Consider the following 15,573-nt stretch of genomic DNA (forward strand, 5'->3'; position numbering starts at 1 on the left):
TTAACGTAGGTGATTTCTCGAAATTTCGACGAAGTGTCTGGTAAGCTGGCGCCAATTCACTGGCGCCTTCGCCAGACTGTGTAGCGACCGCCTCAGCGCCTCATATAAAAACCAAATATAACCGTGCAGTCTTTTCGGGATACAACCATGGTTGGTATTACCCCCACACCCAAAATCAAGAACCTCGACAAGCTGCTGATGCATTGCCAGCGCCGCCGTCACGCGGCCAAGAGCAACATCATCTGCGCCGGGGATCGCTCCGACACGCTGTACTTCATCATCCGCGGTTCGGTCACGATCCTGATCGAGGATGACGACGGCCGCGAGATGATCATCGCGTACCTGAATGCAGGGGATTTCTTCGGCGAGCTGGGCCTGTTCGAAGAAGCCGGCCAGGAACAGCAGCGCAGCGCCTGGGTGCGGGCCAAGGTTGAATGCGAAGTCGCGGAAATCAGCTACGCCAAGTTCCGCGAGTTGTCGCAACAGGATCCGGACATTCTTTACGTCCTCAGCGGACAAATCGCACAACGCCTGCGCAACACCACACGCAAGGTCGGCGACCTGGCGTTCTTCGACGTCACCGGCCGTGTCGCTCGCTGCCTGCTGGAGCTGTGCAAACAACCGGACGCCATGACTCACCCGGACGGCATGCAGATCAAGGTGACCCGTCAGGAAATCGGCCGGATTGTCGGTTGTTCTCGAGAGATGGTCGGTCGCGTGCTCAAGGATCTTGAGGAGCGCAACCTGGTCGATGTGAAAGGCAAGACCATGGTGGTCTTCGGCACTCGCTGAGTTCTATAGCTCAGCCGGCGTAGATCTGCGCCAGCATCAAACGAAAGAGTTCATCGAGGCGTGCCAGTGCATGGGGCGCCGGGAATTTTTCGTGCAGAGCGATGTGGCTGGCGGCACGTACCCGCTGCTCCAGGCCACACGCCTCGTTGAATCGGTTGACCGCCGCGACCATCGACTCACGTTCGTCATCCACCAGCATCGCCCCGTGCACCAATCCCACCGGACGCTGACCACCCTGACTCTGGCGCCAGCGCTGAGCGGTGCCGACCATCTTGCGGCCGTCGAGATTGACGTTGAAGCGACCGTCGCAGAACGCACCGTCGATTTCACCCAACGACGAAGTGCCGCCCAACTCATCCAGCAACTCACAGATCGGATCACACAACCTCCGGTAACCGGTTTCGATGCGGTTCAGATCGCCTTCACTGCGAGGCGGTGCGTAGACCAGCGCAATATTGATGGTCGACGCCGATTGCGGAACCGGTTCGCCGCCGGTTTCACGCAGCAACACCGGCCAACCGGCCGCGGCGGAGACTTCGCAGGCGTGATCGAATCCGGAGAGGCGATTCAAACGGCGCGGCATGACCAAGGCGCGGTCGCTGGGCTGCCAGAACAACAAGCCGAATTCGGCATCGCCAGCGCAGACCGAGGCCAGCAGATCCTGTTCGGCTTGCAGGCCGGCTTCGATGGTCAGGGAAGTGGGGATCATAAGGTTTCCATAGGACGTTGAGTCTGAGGTGAATCTTATGCCGCCTTCGCGGGCAAGCCCGCTCCCACAAAGGGACGGGCGCCTGCAAAGACTCGATCAGTCGAGGGTCGAACCACTCACCGGAACGCCGCGTTCAGGGAAGAACAGACGCTGCAGTTCGATGCCCGGACTTTCGGCGCGCATGAACGCTTCGCCGACCAGGAACGCGTAAACATCGCTGATTTCCATCAACTCGACATCGGCACGGTTGAGGATGCCGCTCTCGGTGATGACCAGACGATCGCGCGGGATGCGCGGCAGCAGGTCGAGGGTGGTTTCCAGGCTCACGTCAAAGGTGTGCAGGTTGCGGTTGTTGACCCCGACCAGCGGCGTGTCGAGAGTTTTCAATGCGCGCTCCAGTTCATCGCCGTCGTGCACTTCCACCAGCACATCGAGGCCGACGTCCTTGGCCACCGAAGCCAGTTCGGCCATTTTCACGTCATCCAGTGCGGAGACGATCAACAGCACACAATCGGCGCCCAAGGCACGGGCTTCGACGATCTGGTACGGATCAATCATGAAGTCCTTGCGGATCACCGGCAGCGAGCACGCCGCGCGGGCCTGTTGCAGGTAGGCATCGGCGCCCTGGAAATAGTCGATATCGGTCAGCACCGACAGGCAGGTCGCCCCGCCCTTCTCGTAGCTTTTGGCGATCTCGGCGGGAACGAAGTTCTCGCGGATCACGCCTTTGCTCGGCGACGCCTTCTTGATTTCGGCGATGACCGCCGGTTGTTTCTTCTTGGCCTGCGCCAGCAATGCCTGGGCAAAACCACGGGGTGCATCGGCCGTCTTGGCCAGACTTTCCAGCTCGCTCAGGCTCACACGAGCGCTACGCTCGGCGACTTCCTGAACCTTGCGGGCCAGAATGTTTTCCAGAACCGTCGGTACACTCATCCCTCATTCTCCACTTTGAATACCGCGGTAAAGGCACCCAACTCCTCGAGTTTTTCCCGAGCAAGACCGGTGTGCAGAGCGTCGTGGGCCAGTGCCACGCCCTCTTTCAGACTTGTCGCCAGGTCGGCGGCGTACAGCGCCGCACCGGCATTGAGCACGATCATTTCGGCAGCCTTCTGGCCGTTCTCGGTCTTGCGCTTGCCCAGTGCATCGCGGATCAGCGCCAGCGACGCTTCCGGGCCTTCGACCGACAGGCCGTGCAGGCTCTGGCTCTTCATGCCCAGATCTTCCGGCTCGACCCAATATTCGGTGATCTGATCGTCCTTCAGCTCGGCGACAAAGGTCGGCGCCGCCAGACTGAACTCGTCCAGACCGTCCTTCGAATGCACCACCAGCACGTGCTTGCTGCCCAGACGCTGCAAGACTTCAGCCAACGGCCGGCACAGCGCCGGGGTGAACACGCCCACCACCTGATGTTTCACACCGGCCGGATTCGTAAGCGGGCCGAGCATGTTGAACAGGGTGCGCAGACCGAGATCGCGACGCGGGCCGGCGGCGTACTTCATGGCTTTGTGGTGAGTCTGGGCAAACATGAAACCGATGCCGACGTTATCGATGCAGCGCGCCACCTGAACCGGGGTCAGGTTGAGGTAGATGCCGGCGGCTTCCAGCAGGTCGGCACTGCCGCTCTTGCCCGATACGGCACGGTTACCGTGTTTGGCCACGGTGCAGCCAGCAGCAGCGACCACAAAGGAAGACGCGGTCGACACGTTGAAAATATTCGCCCCGTCACCGCCGGTGCCGACCACATCGACCACGCCGTCGAGGGTCTTGAGTTCGACCTTGTCCGCCAGTTCGCGCATCACCGACACGGCGCCGACGATCTCGTCGATGCTCTCGCTCTTCATGCGCATGGCCATCATGAACGCGCCGATCTGCGCGTCCGTGCATTGGCCGGTCATGATTTCGCGCATCACGTCGCGCATTTCATCGGTGCTGAGGTCAAGGTGATCGACGATACGGCTCAGGGCTGTCTTGATATTCATGGGAAGTCCTTAGCGCGTGCCGCCGGTTTGTTTGAGGAAGTTGGCGAACAGTTCATGGCCCTGTTCGGTGAGGATCGATTCCGGGTGGAACTGTACGCCCTCGATATTCAGGGTCTTGTGACGCAGGCCCATGATTTCGTCGACCGAACCGTCATCGTGCTGGGTCCACGCCGTCAGCTCCAGGCAATCGGGCAACGTTTCGTGTTTAACAATCAGGGAATGATAGCGGGTGACGGTCAGCGGGCGATTCAGCCCGGCAAACACACCCTTGTCCTCGTGGAATACCGGACTAGTCTTACCGTGCATCACCTGCCGGGCGCGGACGACATCGCCGCCAAAAGCCTGACCGATGGACTGGTGACCGAGGCAGACGCCGAGGATCGGCAGTTTGCCGGCGAAGTGCTTGATGGCTTCGATGGAGATGCCGGCTTCGGTCGGTGTGCACGGGCCCGGGGAAACCACGATCCGCTCAGGGTTGAGCGCTTCGATTTCGGCGATGGTCAGTTCGTCGTTGCGCACCACCTTGACCTCGGCACCCAGCTCGCCGAGATATTGCACAACGTTGTAAGTAAAGGAGTCGTAGTTGTCGATCATCAGCAACATGGCGTTTCGAACCTCTTGAATTCTGACTTGAAGACAGCCTTCGGATGACTTGCCAGGCGCTGCACACGGTCAGGCGCGCAGGTCGCGTCGGCACAGCGGCATTTCAAACGGGCAAGGAAGGCAAAGCGATACAGATCCGGCGGGGCCGGCAGAATAGATTCAGGCGCGCCAACGCCAGCGGGCGTGTGCCTTGATGACTTGATCCAGAAGTTTGCTGGTGATCAACACGGGGAAGGTCTCGTTCATACGTTTCGGCACAGTAACTTAGCTGGGCGGAGCGTGCAATATGGCCGGGGCCGTGGGGGATAAAACAATGGGAGGGTTGACGACCGATGGCAAATCGCCGGAAGTTTTTGGTACTGTCGTTTCGTTCACTACAACAATAAATAAACGGACTTGCTCATGATCAAACAGACGTTGTTTGTACCGCTCGCCGGATGCCTGCTCGCGATGGCCTGCGCCCAGGCGAACGCCGCACCCAATCCTTATTCGAATTTCGTGGTCTTCGGCGACAGCCTGAGCGATGCGGGGACTTTCACCGACAGCGGCGGCCCGGCCGGCGCCACCGAACGCTACACCAACCGCACGGGCCCGAACTATCAGGACGGCAGCGGTGAGTTCTACTCACTCAATTCCACCCAATTGCTCGGAGGCCGTCTCGGCTTCACCCCGGACCAGACCGCCTCCTCGTCCTCAGCAGTTCGTGCCGGCCAAGGCCAGCCGGACGGTAACAACTGGGCTGTCGGCGGCTACCGTACCGACCAGATTCTCGACTCGATCACCAGCCAGTCCGCCACCGGCGAACGCACCCGCGCCGGTTATCTGCCGTCGAACGGTTTCCGCGCCGACCCGAATGCCCTGTATTACCTGACCGGGGGTGGCAACGATTTCCTCCAGGGCCGCGTCACCAGTCTTCCTCAGGCGAATGCCGCTGCCGATCGACTGGTCGACAGCGTACGCACACTGCAAGGCGCCGGCGCCCGTTACATCATGGTCTGGCTGTTGCCGGACATCGGCCTGACTCCGGCCATCAACGGCTCGCCGCTACAAGCCTTCACCTCGCAACTCAGCGCCCAGTTCAACACCGAACTGGTCAGCCAGTTGCAGAGCGTCAACGCCAACGTCATTCCGCTGAACGTCCCGGTTCTGCTCAAAGAGGCATTTGCCAATCCGGCGCAGTTCGGCCTGGCAACTGACCAGAATCTGGTCGGCACCTGCTTCAGCGGCAACAGCTGCACGGAGAACGCGCGGTACGGGATCAACAGCGCCACCCCGGATCCGTCCAAGCTGATCTACAACGACGCCGTCCACCCGACCGAAGCCGGGCAGCGCCTGATTGCCGATTACGCCTACTCGCTGCTGGCCGCACCATGGGAAGCGACCCTGTTGCCGCAAATGGCCCAAGGCACCCTGCGCTCGCATCAGGATGAACTGCGCAACCAGTGGCTGGCAGATTGGGAAAACTGGCAGGCCGTTGGCCAATGGCGGGCGATTGTCGCCGGTGGCGGCCAGCATCAGGACTTCGACAGCCAACGCAGCGGCGCCAGCGCCGACGGCAACGGTTACAACCTGAACATCGGCGGCAGCTACCGTCTCAACGACGCCTGGCGTGTGGGCGTGGCGGCCGGTTTCTACAATCAGAAGCTCGAGGCCGGCGACAACGACTCCGACTACAAGCTGAACACTTATCTGGGCACCGCATTCGCCCAGTACCAGCAGAACCGCTGGTGGGGTGACGCCGCCGTGACCGCCGGGCATCTGGATTACGACAGCCTCAAACGCAAATTCCAGCTGGGGGTCAACGAACGCGGCGAGAAAGGCGATACCGACGGCTATGTCCTGGCCTTCAGCGGACGCGTGGGCTACGACATTGCGCCAGAAGCGAGCAGCCCATGGCATCTGTCGCCGTTCGTCAGCGCCGACTTCGCCAAGGTTGAAGTCGATGGCTATTCGGAAAACGGCGCCGACTCCACGGCACTGACGTTCGATGACCAGTCACGCATTTCCCGGCGCCTGGGCCTCGGGATTCAGGGCAAGTACCAGATCACCTCGCAGACCCAGGTGTTCGGCGAACTGGCCCACGAACGCGAGTACAACGACGACACCCAGCATGTGACGATGAACCTCAACAGCCTGCCGAACAATCGCTACACCCTGGCCGGCTATACACCTCAGACCAACCTCAACCGCCTGAACCTGGGCGTGAGCCACAACCTCACCAAGGATCTGGCATTTCGCGCGAGCTACGACATCCGCAAGGATGACGACTTCACCCAGCAAGGGATCAACGTCGGCGTAGCACTCGACTTCTGATTCGCAGGCCATAAAAAACGCGGCGCCCTCACAGGCGCCGCGTTTTTTTATGGCCGAATCAGCAATCACTCAGTCCGGGGTTTGCTCGGCCAGTGCAACAGCGCGGAACATCGCCCGGCGCTTGTTGATGGTTTCTTCCCATTCCAGCGCCGGCACCGAGTCGGCGACGATGCCGCCACCAGCCTGCACGTGCAGCTCGCCGTTCTTGATCACGGCGGTACGGATCGCAATCGCGGTGTCCATGTTGCCATTCCAGGCGAAGTACCCGACCGCGCCGCCATACACGCCACGCTTGACCGGCTCCAGCTCGTCGATGATTTCCATCGCACGGATCTTCGGCGCGCCGGACAAGGTGCCCGCCGGCAGGATCGCCCGCAGTGCGTCCATCGCCGTCAACCCGGCCTTCAACTGACCGGTGACGTTGGACACGATGTGCATCACGTTGGAATAACGCTCGATGACCATTTTCTCGGTGAGCTTCACCGAGCCGATTTCCGATACGCGCCCGGTGTCGTTACGACCGAGGTCGATCAGCATCAGGTGCTCGGCGATCTCCTTGTCGTCGGACAGCAGGTCTTCTTCCAGCGCCACGTCCGCCTCTTCGGTCGCCCCGCGAGGACGGGTGCCGGCAATCGGGCGCACGGTGATCAGGTTGTCTTCGACCCGTACCAGCACTTCGGGCGAACTGCCGACGACGTGGAAATCGCCGAAGTTGAAGAAGTACATGTACGGCGTCGGGTTGAAGCAACGCAGTGCGCGGTACAGATCGATCGGCGCCGCCTTGAAGTCGATCGACATGCGCTGGGACGGCACGACCTGCATGCAGTCACCGGCGAGGATGTATTCCTTGATGGTGTCGACGGCTTTTTCGTAGTCGTCCTGGGTGAAACTGGAGCGGAACACCGGCTCGGCCGCCTGCTGCTTGCTGAAATCCAGGCCACGGCGCGGGGTGATCGGCTGACGCAGTTTTTCCAGCAACTCCTGCAATTGCGCCTGGCCCTGCTCGTAGGCATCGGCCTGCGCCGGGTCGGCCAGCACGATCGCGTGCATCTTGCCGGCGAGGTTGTCGAACACCACCACCGCGTCGGAAACCATCAGCAGAATGTCCGGCACGCCCAGCGGATCCGGGTTCGGGCATTTGCCGAGGCGCTTCTCTACATAGCGCACACAGTCGTAACCGAAGTAACCCACCAGACCGCCGTTGAAGCGCGGCAGACCGGCAATGGTCGGCACGTTGTAGCGGGCCTTGAAGGTTTCGACGAAGGCCAGCGGATCTTCGACGTCATGGCTTTCGGTCTCGACGCCATCGACGGTGATACTCACGTGATGGTCGTGAACCCGCAGCACGGTGCGGCACGGCAGGCCGATGATCGAGTAACGGCCCCATTTCTCGCCGCCCTGCACTGATTCGAGCAGGTAGGAGTTGGGCTGGTCGGCCAGTTTCAGGTAGATCGACAGCGGGGTGTCGAAGTCGGCCAGGGTTTCGCAGGCCAGCGGAATGCGGTTATAGCCGTCAGCGGCCAGACGCAGGAATTCTTCGCGGATCATAGGGTGCCTCGTGGTGTGAGGGGCAAATCAGTCAGGTGTGCAAACGCGCCGGCAGGCCGGCCAGGAACAAGTCAGGCGCGCCAACGCCAGCGGGCCAGGGCCTTGATGACTTTCATCCAGAGTTTGCGGGTGACCACCACGATGGCGTTTCCAGAAGGGGATTGAGAAGCGTCGGGCAACGTTATCTCAGCGGCCGTATCCAAGCAACCGGGAATTAGCTTGCGCAAATCGTCGATCACCAGCGCCGGGGATTCCTCGGCAATCGGCCGGCCATGGTTGTAGCCATAACTCAGCCCGACGCATTTGACCCCCGCCGCTTTCGCCGCCAGCACGTCGCTGCGCGAATCGCCGACGAACAGCGATTGCGAGGCCGGGATACCGGACATCTTCATGACAAAGAACAGCGCCGCCGGATCGGGCTTCTTCTGCGGCAGGGTGTCGCCGCCGATGATCCACTTGAAGTAGCGGCCGATCTTCATCTGATCCAGCAGCGGCGCGACGAAGCGCTCCGGCTTGTTGGTGATCAGCGCCATGGCCACGCCCTGCTTGTGCAGCCATTTCAGGGTGTCGCGCACGCCGGGATAGACCACGGTCAGCTCATGGCTGGCGCCGTAGGCCTCCATGAAAACTTCCAGCGCGTGCTCGGCTTCGACGTCATCCACGGAGGAATGATCGATGCCGCCGGCCAAGGCGCGGCGCACCAGCACCGGCGCACCGTTGCCGACCCACTCGCGCACCGACTCGATACCGGCAGGCTTGCGCCCGAGGGAGAGCAGCATGTTATCCACAGCCGCCGCCAGGTCGGGTACCGAATCGATCAGCGTGCCATCCAGATCGAACATCACCAACCGCGGCAGTTGCCCCGGGAACAGCTGCTCAAAACCGCTCATGGGCGAGCCAGCGCCAGTTCGGAACGCATCTTGTCGATGACTTCCTGATAGTTCGGCGCATTGAAGATCGCCGAGCCGGCCACGAAGGTATCGGCACCGGCAGCGGCGATTTCGCGAATGTTGTTGACGTTGACGCCGCCGTCGATTTCCAGGCGGATGTCACGGCCCGAGGCATCGATGATCGCCCGCGCTTCGCGCAGCTTGTCGAGGGTGCCGGGAATGAATTTCTGCCCGCCGAAGCCCGGGTTAACGCTCATCAGCAAGACCATGTCGACCTTGTCGATCACGTACTTGAGCACGTCCAGCGGGGTTGCCGGGTTGAACACCAGACCGGATTTGCAGCCGCCTTCACGGATCAGTTGCAGCGAACGATCGACGTGCAGCGTGGCTTCCGGGTGGAAGGTGATGTAGGTGGCGCCGGCTTCGATGAAGTCGCCGACGATGCGATCCACCGGGCTGACCATCAGGTGGGCGTCGATCGGCGCGGTCACGCCGTACTTGCGCAGCGCGGCGCAGACCATCGGGCCGATGGTCAGGTTCGGTACGTAGTGGTTGTCCATGACATCGAAGTGGACGAAGTCGGCACCGGCGGCCAGAACGTTGTCCACTTCCTCGCCCAGGCGGGCGAAGTCGGCGGAAAGAATCGACGGAGCAATAACGAAGGGCTGCATGACGCACCTTTTCTGAGCTAAATCACGATGGCGCGCATTGTATACCTCAAGTTTCCGCGCGCGCACCGTGACCGCGATGATTGGGTTGTGCCATGACCGATGACCGGCGGGTTCTCAGTACGCCGCCCGGTAGATCTTCTCGATGTCGGCGGCGCTGAGCTTGCGCGGGTTGTTGCGCATCAGGCGCTCGATGCCGGCGGCCTCTACGGCCATGGCCGGGATCGCTTCTTCAGGCACGCCGAAACTGCGCAGACCCTGCGGGATTTCTACCGCAGCGCACAGTTCGGTCATTGCCGTGACGGCGCTGTCGGCCGCTTCATTGAGACTCAGATGAGCGGTCTTCACCCCCATGGCTTCGGCAATATCCTGCATCCGTTCGACGCAGGCCATCTTGTTCCAGGTCATGACATACGGCAGCAACAGCGCATTGCTGACGCCGTGGGCAATGTTGAAACGCCCGCCCAGCGGATACGCCAGCGCATGCACCGCGCCGACCCCGGCATTGCCGAACGCCATGCCGGCCATCAGGCTGGCGGTGGCCATGTCCTCTCGGGCTTGCAGGTTGGAGGGATTGGCGTAGGCCTTGGGCAAGGATCGGGCGATCAACTTGATCGCGCCGATGGCCAGCGAATCGGTGATCGGCGAGGCATTCAGTGACAGATAGGACTCGATGGCATGCACAAGCGCATCGACGCCACTGGCGGCGGTGACACTGCGCGGACAGGTCAGCGTCATTTGCGGACTGACCAACGCCACGTCCGGCAACAGGTAGTCGCTGACGATGCCTTTCTTCAGTTGCGCGACCTTGTCCGAAAGGATGGCGACGTTGGTCACTTCAGAACCGGTGCCGGCAGTGGTCGGGATCGCAATCAACGGTGGGCCTTTGCGCGGCACCTGATCGACGCCGAACAGATCCTCCAGTGCACCGTGATAACCGGCGTACGCCGCAACGCTCTTGGCGATGTCGATGGCACTGCCGCCACCGAGGCCGATCAACCCGTCATGCCCGCCCTCTCGGTAGACACGCATGCAATCCTCGACGATGGCGATCTCCGGATCCGGCAGCACCCGGTCGAAGATTTCGTACTCGCGCTCACCGATCTGCGCCAGCGCCAGCTCCACCGTGCCGGACTTGACCAATGCGGCGTCGGTGACGATCAGCGGGTTGTCGATATCCAGCCGCGTGAGTTCGGCCGCCAGCTGCTCGATGGCCCCGGCGCCGGTGATCAGTTTGTGAGCAATCTTGAACGAGGAAAGACTCATCGTGCGCAGCCTCTTATAGATGTGGGAGCTGAGCACAAGCGTAGCTGGGGAAATCGGGTTGTCTGTCATTCAGCGCATGAATGGCAACCCGCACACTGATCGTTCCCACGCTCCGCGTGGGAATGCAGCCAGGGACGCTCCGCGTTCCATTCGGGAGCTGGAACGCGGAGCGAGGGAACAATATCGAGCTGGGCTCAGACCTGAGCAGTACGCAGCTTCTCACTCCGCCCACGCAGCCATTCCAGCGTCAGCAACAGAATCACCGAGAAGGCAATCAACAACGTCGCAGCCGCAGCAATCGTCGGACTCAGGTTCTCGCGAATCCCGCTGAACATTTGCCGAGGCAACGTCGCCTGCTCGGGACCTGCAAGAAACAGCGTCACCACCACTTCATCAAACGAGGTCGCAAAGGCAAACAGCGCCCCGGAAATCACCCCCGGCGCAATCAGCGGCAAGGTCACCCGACGGAACGTGGTCAATGGCGAAGCACCAAGGCTGGCCGCCGCCCGCACCAGGTTATGGTTGAAACCCTGCAACGTCGCCGACACCGTGATGATCACGAACGGCACACCGAGCACCGCGTGCACCACGATCAGCGAGAAGAAACTGTTGCCCAGGCCCAGCGGCGCGAAGAACAGGTAACTGGCCACACCGATGATCACCACCGGCACCACCATCGGCGAAATCACCAGCGCCATCACCAGCGGCTTGCCGGGGAAGTCGCCACGGGTCAGGCCGATGGCCGCCAGCGTGCCGAATACCATCGCCAGCACGGTCGCGGCCGGGGCGACGATGATGCTGTTCTTCAACGCGCGCATCCATTCCGCCGAGGCGAAGAAGTCCTGATACCAGTGCAGCGAAAAGCCCTGCAACGGGTACACCAGAAAACTGCCCGAGTTGAACGACAGCGGCACGATCACCAGCACCGGCAGGATCAGAAACAACAGGATCAAGCCGCAGAGGATCCGCAAGCTGTAGAACCACACCCGCTCGACGGGCGACATATAAGGACTCAGCATTTCAAATTCCCCTTAGCTCAGGCGCAGGCGACTAGCGCCCACCAGCCAGCTGTAGATCAGATAAAGCACCACGGTCGCCAGCAGTAACAGCCCGCCGAGCGCAGTGGCCATGCCCCAGTTGATGCTGGTGTTGGTGTAGAACGCGACGAAGTAGCTGACCATCTGATCGTTCGGGCTGCCCAGCAGCGCCGGGGTGATGTAGTAGCCGATGGCGAGGATGAACACCAACAGGCAACCGGCGCCGACACCGGCGTAGGTCTGCGGGAAGTACACCCGCCAGAAACTGGCGAACGGATGGCAGCCCAGCGAGATCGCGGCGCGCATGTAGGTCGGCGAGATGCCTTTCATCACGCTGTAGATCGGCAGGATCATGAACGGCAGCAGGATGTGCACCATCGAGATGTAGACCCCGGTGCGGTTGAACACCAGCTCCAGCGGTTTATCGATGATGCCCATCGCCATCAACGCGCTGTTGATCAAACCGCCAGATTGCAACAACACGATCCACGCGGCGACCCGCACCAGGATCGAAGTCCAGAACGGCAGCAGCACCAGAATCATCAGCAGGTTGCTTTGACGCGACGGCAGGTTGGCCAGCAGGTAGGCCAGCGGATAGGCCAGCACCAGGCAGATCACGGTGATGATCAGGCCCATCCAGAAGGTCCGGGCGAAGATGTCGAGGTAGATCGCCTGATCCGGGGTGGCCGGGGCAATTTCGCCGAGGTCGTCGATGCGGTGATCCACCGCCGCCAGCAAGTAGAACGGAGTGATGCTGCTGGTGTTGCGCTTAACCGCTTGCCAGTAGGCCGGATCGCCCCAACGCTCGTCGAGGCCCTCCAGCGCTTCTTTATAAGAGGCCGGTTCGCTGGCGAATGGCAGCGAGCGGGCGGTTTTGGTCAGCAGGCTGCGATAGCCGGCCAACTCCATGTTCAGGCGCTTGGACAGATCGCCCAGGGTCTGGTTTTTGCGCGCTTCGGCGAGGTCTTCGCTGGCGGCTTTGTAGACCGGTTCTGCGGGCAGGCCTCGGCCGTCCCACGCAGCAATCGCGGTTACGGTGCGCGGCATGCCGCCAACCACTTCCGGGTTGCCGACACTTTTATAGAGCAGCGCCACGATCGGCACCAGGAACACCAGCAACAGAAACAGCACCAGCGGCGCGATCAGCGCCTGGGCCTTCCAGCGGTTGACCCGCTCGGCGTGCTTGAGCCGCTGCTTCAAGGTGGGGCTGTTGCCCTCGTTCAGGGGAACGGCGATGGCCATGACGTACTCCGCAAATCTTTGATCGTTACAAAAGCGGCGAATACCGCCTCGAACTTTGGGTACTGATCGTTCCCACGCTCTGCGTGGGAACGCATTCAGTGACGCTCTGCGTCACAGGGACGCGGAGCGTCCCGGGCGACATTCCCACGCGGACGGTTCGACGCCTCGACGTGGGAATGATCATCCGGTAGCCGTCGGCCCGTGTGACGTGGTTACTTCGCAGCCCAGGAGTTGAAGCGCTGCTCCAGTTGCTCGCCGTTGTCAGCCCAGAAGCTGACGTCGATCTGCACCTGATTGGCGATGTTTTCCGGGGTGGTCGGCATGTCTTTCAGGATTGCCTTGTCCAGCAACGGCACAGCCTGGGAGTTGGCCGGGCCGTAGGCGATGTTTTCCGAGTAGGTCTTCTGCTGTTGCGGCTGCACCGAGAACGCGATGAATTTCTTCGCCGCTTCGGCGCGCTTGGCGTCCAGGCCTTTCGGGATGGCCCACGCATCGAAGTCGTAGATACCGCCGTTCCACACCACTTTCAGATTGGATTCTTTCTGCACGGCAGCGATACGACCGTTGTAGGCCGAGCTCATGACCACGTCACCGGAAGCGAGGTATTGCGGCGGCTGGGCGCCGGCTTCCCACCACTGGATGTTCGGTTTCAACTCATCCAGTTTCTTGAACGCGCGATCCTGACCGCCCTTGCTGGCCAGTTCCTTGTACACGTCTTTCGGCGCTACGCCGTCGGCCATCAGTGCGAATTCGAGGGTGTACTTGGCGCCTTTGCGCAGGCCACGTTTGCCCGGGAATTTTTTGGTGTCCCAGAAATCCGCCCAACTGGTCGGTGCGGTTTTCAGCTTGTCGGCGTTGTAGGCCAGCACGGTCGACCACACGAAGAAGCCCACGCCGCACGGCTGGATCGCGCCTTTGACGTAGTCTTCGGATTTGCCGAACAGCGCAGGATCGAGTTGCTCGAACATGTCTTCGTCGCAGCCACGGGACAGCTCCGGCGATTCAACCTCTACCAGATCCCAGGACACGCTCTTGGTGTCGACCATGGCTTTGACCTTGGCCATCTCACCGTTGTACTCGCCGGCGACGATCTTGCCGTTGCCCGCCGCTTCCCACGGTGCGTAGAAGGCTTTGACTTGCGCCGCCTTGTTCGCCCCGCCAAACGACACCACGGTCAGATCCGGGCCGGCGGCCATTGCGCTTGCCGCACCCATCAGGCCCAGGGTCAGGGCTGTGAACTTCAGGGATCTCAACATTTATTGTTCTCTCCACGTGCAGGGTTGGTGTTGGTATTGCCGGGGCGCTTAATGCGCCTCTAGAAGAGGGTCGAGCGCGCGAACGTGCTCGACCTGCCAGCCAAGCGGAACCACGTCGCCGACCGCGAGCGCTGGATCGAGCTCGGCAATCGGTTGTTTCACGAAGAAGTCGGTCTTGCCGCAGACTTCCAGGCGCACCCGGACGTGGTCGCCCAGATAGATGAATTCGGCCACCCGCCCGGAGAAGCGGTTGACGCATTGGTCACTCGAACCGTTGAGGCTGACGCGCTCCGGACGGATCGACAGGGTGACCGGCTCGCCGGTCTGGCCGATGTTGACCGCCAGCGCCTCGACCTTTTCCCCGCGCCCCAGCTCGACCACGCAGCGCTCGCCGTTCTGGCTGAGCAGGCGACCGTTGAGGCGGTTGTTCTCGCCGATGAAGTTGGCGACGAAGGTGTTTTTCGGTTCCTCGTAGAGGGTGCGCGGCGGGGCGATCTGCTGGATTTCGCCCTGATGGAATACGGCGACACGATCGGACATGGTCAGGGCTTCGCCCTGGTCGTGGGTCACGTAGACCACGGTCACGCCGAGGCGCTGGTGCAGGTGTTTGATTTCCATCTGCATGTGTTCACGCAGCTGTTTGTCGAGGGCGCCGAGGGGTTCGTCCATCAACACCAGTTGCGGCTCGAACACCAGCGCACGGGCCAGCGCCACACGCTGTTGCTGGCCGCCGGACAGTTGCGCCGGGTAACGCGATGCGAACGCATCAAGCTGCACCATGCTCAGGACTTTCTTGACCTTGTCGCTGACGTCGCTCTTGTTCAGGCCGCGCACGGTCAGCGGAAACGCCAGGTTTTCAGCGACGGTCATGTGCGGGAACAGCGCGTAATTCTGGAACACCATACCGATGTCGCGTTTGTGCGGCGGGACGTTGTTGATCGCCCGCCCGGCGAGGAGGATTTCACCGGCGGTCGGGGTTTCGAAACCGGCGAGCATCATCAGGCTGGTGGTCTTGCCGGAGCCGGACGGCCCGAGCAAGGTGAGGAATTCGCCCTTGCGGATGTCCAGGTTGAGGTCTTTGACGATCAGGTTCTCGCCGTCGTAGCTCTTCTGCACTCCACGAAAGCTGACCAGCACATCGCTGGCCCCTGCGTTTGATTCGACCTGGCTCATACCCACACCTTTGTTATTGATGACTGCTGTGGGATTAAGCCTAGTGGCTGCTTGCAGTCACGCAAATCGGGGCGCAGGAGAGAATCGCCTCAGCCGG

The 15,573-nt window shown here is 61.5% G+C and carries 14 protein-coding genes; 2 read left to right on the forward strand and 12 right to left on the reverse strand.

Translation table 11 applies throughout. The annotated features are described in order from the left end of the window. Positions 1-147 precede the first annotated feature (147 nt). A complete protein-coding gene (gene crp / locus AC07Y2_RS01620) occupies positions 148-792 on the forward strand; it encodes a cAMP-activated global transcriptional regulator CRP (protein ID WP_011336190.1) in 645 nt (214 codons plus the stop codon). A gap of 10 nt (positions 793-802) precedes the next feature. Here crp and AC07Y2_RS01625 read toward each other — a convergent pair whose 3' ends face one another. From AC07Y2_RS01625 to AC07Y2_RS01640, 4 genes are all read right to left on the reverse strand, one after another. Next, complete coding sequence (locus AC07Y2_RS01625; RefSeq protein ID WP_039768101.1) at positions 803-1,501, reverse strand: lipoate--protein ligase family protein; 699 nt, start codon at positions 1,499-1,501, stop codon at positions 803-805. Positions 1,502-1,597: 96 nt separating this feature from the next. Next, the gene (trpC, locus tag AC07Y2_RS01630) at positions 1,598-2,434 is read right to left on the reverse strand and encodes an indole-3-glycerol phosphate synthase TrpC (protein ID WP_103385424.1); all 837 of its coding nucleotides are present in this window, start codon (positions 2,432-2,434) and stop codon (positions 1,598-1,600) included. Continuing rightward, on the reverse strand, positions 2,431-3,480 hold the full coding sequence (gene trpD, locus AC07Y2_RS01635; RefSeq protein ID WP_039768098.1) for an anthranilate phosphoribosyltransferase: 1,050 nt from the start codon (positions 3,478-3,480) through the stop codon (positions 2,431-2,433). The genes trpC and trpD overlap by 4 nt, the downstream gene beginning before the upstream one ends. A gap of 9 nt (positions 3,481-3,489) precedes the next feature. Further along, positions 3,490-4,083: an aminodeoxychorismate/anthranilate synthase component II gene (locus AC07Y2_RS01640; RefSeq protein WP_007956309.1), complete on the reverse strand. Its 594-nt coding sequence runs from the start codon at positions 4,081-4,083 to the stop codon at positions 3,490-3,492. Positions 4,084-4,485: 402 nt separating this feature from the next. On the opposite strand from AC07Y2_RS01640, the gene estP reads away from it, so the two are divergent. Next, the gene (gene estP, locus AC07Y2_RS01645; protein WP_103385423.1) at positions 4,486-6,396 is read left to right on the forward strand and encodes an esterase EstP; all 1,911 of its coding nucleotides are present in this window, start codon (positions 4,486-4,488) and stop codon (positions 6,394-6,396) included. A gap of 69 nt (positions 6,397-6,465) precedes the next feature. Here estP and trpE read toward each other — a convergent pair whose 3' ends face one another. The 8 genes from trpE to AC07Y2_RS01685 all read right to left on the reverse strand — a co-directional run bounded on the left by trpE (position 6,466) and on the right by AC07Y2_RS01685 (position 15,476). Beyond that, positions 6,466-7,944: an anthranilate synthase component I gene (gene trpE, locus AC07Y2_RS01650; protein WP_039768096.1), complete on the reverse strand. Its 1,479-nt coding sequence runs from the start codon at positions 7,942-7,944 to the stop codon at positions 6,466-6,468. A 71-nt stretch (positions 7,945-8,015) separates the two neighbouring features. Further along, positions 8,016-8,834, reverse strand: a complete 819-nt coding sequence (locus tag AC07Y2_RS01655; protein ID WP_007956306.1) for a phosphoglycolate phosphatase — start codon at positions 8,832-8,834, stop codon at positions 8,016-8,018. Then, a complete protein-coding gene (gene rpe / locus AC07Y2_RS01660; RefSeq protein ID WP_007918813.1) occupies positions 8,831-9,505 on the reverse strand; it encodes a ribulose-phosphate 3-epimerase in 675 nt (224 codons plus the stop codon). Before rpe ends, AC07Y2_RS01655 begins: the two co-directional genes overlap by 4 nt. Positions 9,506-9,619: 114 nt before the next feature. Continuing rightward, on the reverse strand, positions 9,620-10,768 hold the full coding sequence (locus AC07Y2_RS01665; protein ID WP_103385422.1) for an iron-containing alcohol dehydrogenase: 1,149 nt from the start codon (positions 10,766-10,768) through the stop codon (positions 9,620-9,622). A gap of 194 nt (positions 10,769-10,962) precedes the next feature. Next, entirely contained in the window at positions 10,963-11,787 is an 825-nt protein-coding gene (locus AC07Y2_RS01670) for an ABC transporter permease (RefSeq protein WP_103385421.1), read from the reverse strand. Between the two features lie 12 nt (positions 11,788-11,799). Continuing rightward, a complete protein-coding gene (locus tag AC07Y2_RS01675; protein ID WP_007959935.1) occupies positions 11,800-13,047 on the reverse strand; it encodes an ABC transporter permease in 1,248 nt (415 codons plus the stop codon). Between the two features lie 212 nt (positions 13,048-13,259). Then, positions 13,260-14,303, reverse strand: coding sequence for an ABC transporter substrate-binding protein (locus tag AC07Y2_RS01680; protein WP_007959933.1), 1,044 nt, complete (start codon positions 14,301-14,303; stop codon positions 13,260-13,262). 48 nt (positions 14,304-14,351) lie between these two features. Next, the gene (locus AC07Y2_RS01685) at positions 14,352-15,476 is read right to left on the reverse strand and encodes an ABC transporter ATP-binding protein (RefSeq protein WP_007959931.1); all 1,125 of its coding nucleotides are present in this window, start codon (positions 15,474-15,476) and stop codon (positions 14,352-14,354) included. Between the last annotated feature and the right edge of the window lie 97 nt (positions 15,477-15,573).

This window comes from Pseudomonas sp. GW456-12-1-14-TSB6, assembly GCF_059424205.1.

Bases quoted from the DNA above. Each gene is read 5' to 3' on its own strand.
- crp (WP_011336190.1), top strand. From the start codon at position 148: ATGGTTGGTATTACCCCCACACCCAAAATCAAGAACCTCGACAAGCTG.
- AC07Y2_RS01625 (WP_039768101.1), bottom strand. From the start codon at position 1,501: ATGATCCCCACTTCCCTGACCATCGAAGCCGGCCTGCAAGCCGAACAG.
- trpC (WP_103385424.1), bottom strand. From the start codon at position 2,434: ATGAGTGTACCGACGGTTCTGGAAAACATTCTGGCCCGCAAGGTTCAG.
- trpD (WP_039768098.1), bottom strand. From the start codon at position 3,480: ATGAATATCAAGACAGCCCTGAGCCGTATCGTCGATCACCTTGACCTC.
- AC07Y2_RS01640 (WP_007956309.1), bottom strand. From the start codon at position 4,083: ATGTTGCTGATGATCGACAACTACGACTCCTTTACTTACAACGTTGTG.
- estP (WP_103385423.1), top strand. From the start codon at position 4,486: ATGATCAAACAGACGTTGTTTGTACCGCTCGCCGGATGCCTGCTCGCG.
- trpE (WP_039768096.1), bottom strand. From the start codon at position 7,944: ATGATCCGCGAAGAATTCCTGCGTCTGGCCGCTGACGGCTATAACCGC.
- AC07Y2_RS01655 (WP_007956306.1), bottom strand. From the start codon at position 8,834: ATGAGCGGTTTTGAGCAGCTGTTCCCGGGGCAACTGCCGCGGTTGGTG.
- rpe (WP_007918813.1), bottom strand. From the start codon at position 9,505: ATGCAGCCCTTCGTTATTGCTCCGTCGATTCTTTCCGCCGACTTCGCC.
- AC07Y2_RS01665 (WP_103385422.1), bottom strand. From the start codon at position 10,768: ATGAGTCTTTCCTCGTTCAAGATTGCTCACAAACTGATCACCGGCGCC.
- AC07Y2_RS01670 (WP_103385421.1), bottom strand. From the start codon at position 11,787: ATGCTGAGTCCTTATATGTCGCCCGTCGAGCGGGTGTGGTTCTACAGC.
- AC07Y2_RS01675 (WP_007959935.1), bottom strand. From the start codon at position 13,047: ATGGCCATCGCCGTTCCCCTGAACGAGGGCAACAGCCCCACCTTGAAG.
- AC07Y2_RS01680 (WP_007959933.1), bottom strand. From the start codon at position 14,303: ATGTTGAGATCCCTGAAGTTCACAGCCCTGACCCTGGGCCTGATGGGT.
- AC07Y2_RS01685 (WP_007959931.1), bottom strand. From the start codon at position 15,476: ATGAGCCAGGTCGAATCAAACGCAGGGGCCAGCGATGTGCTGGTCAGC.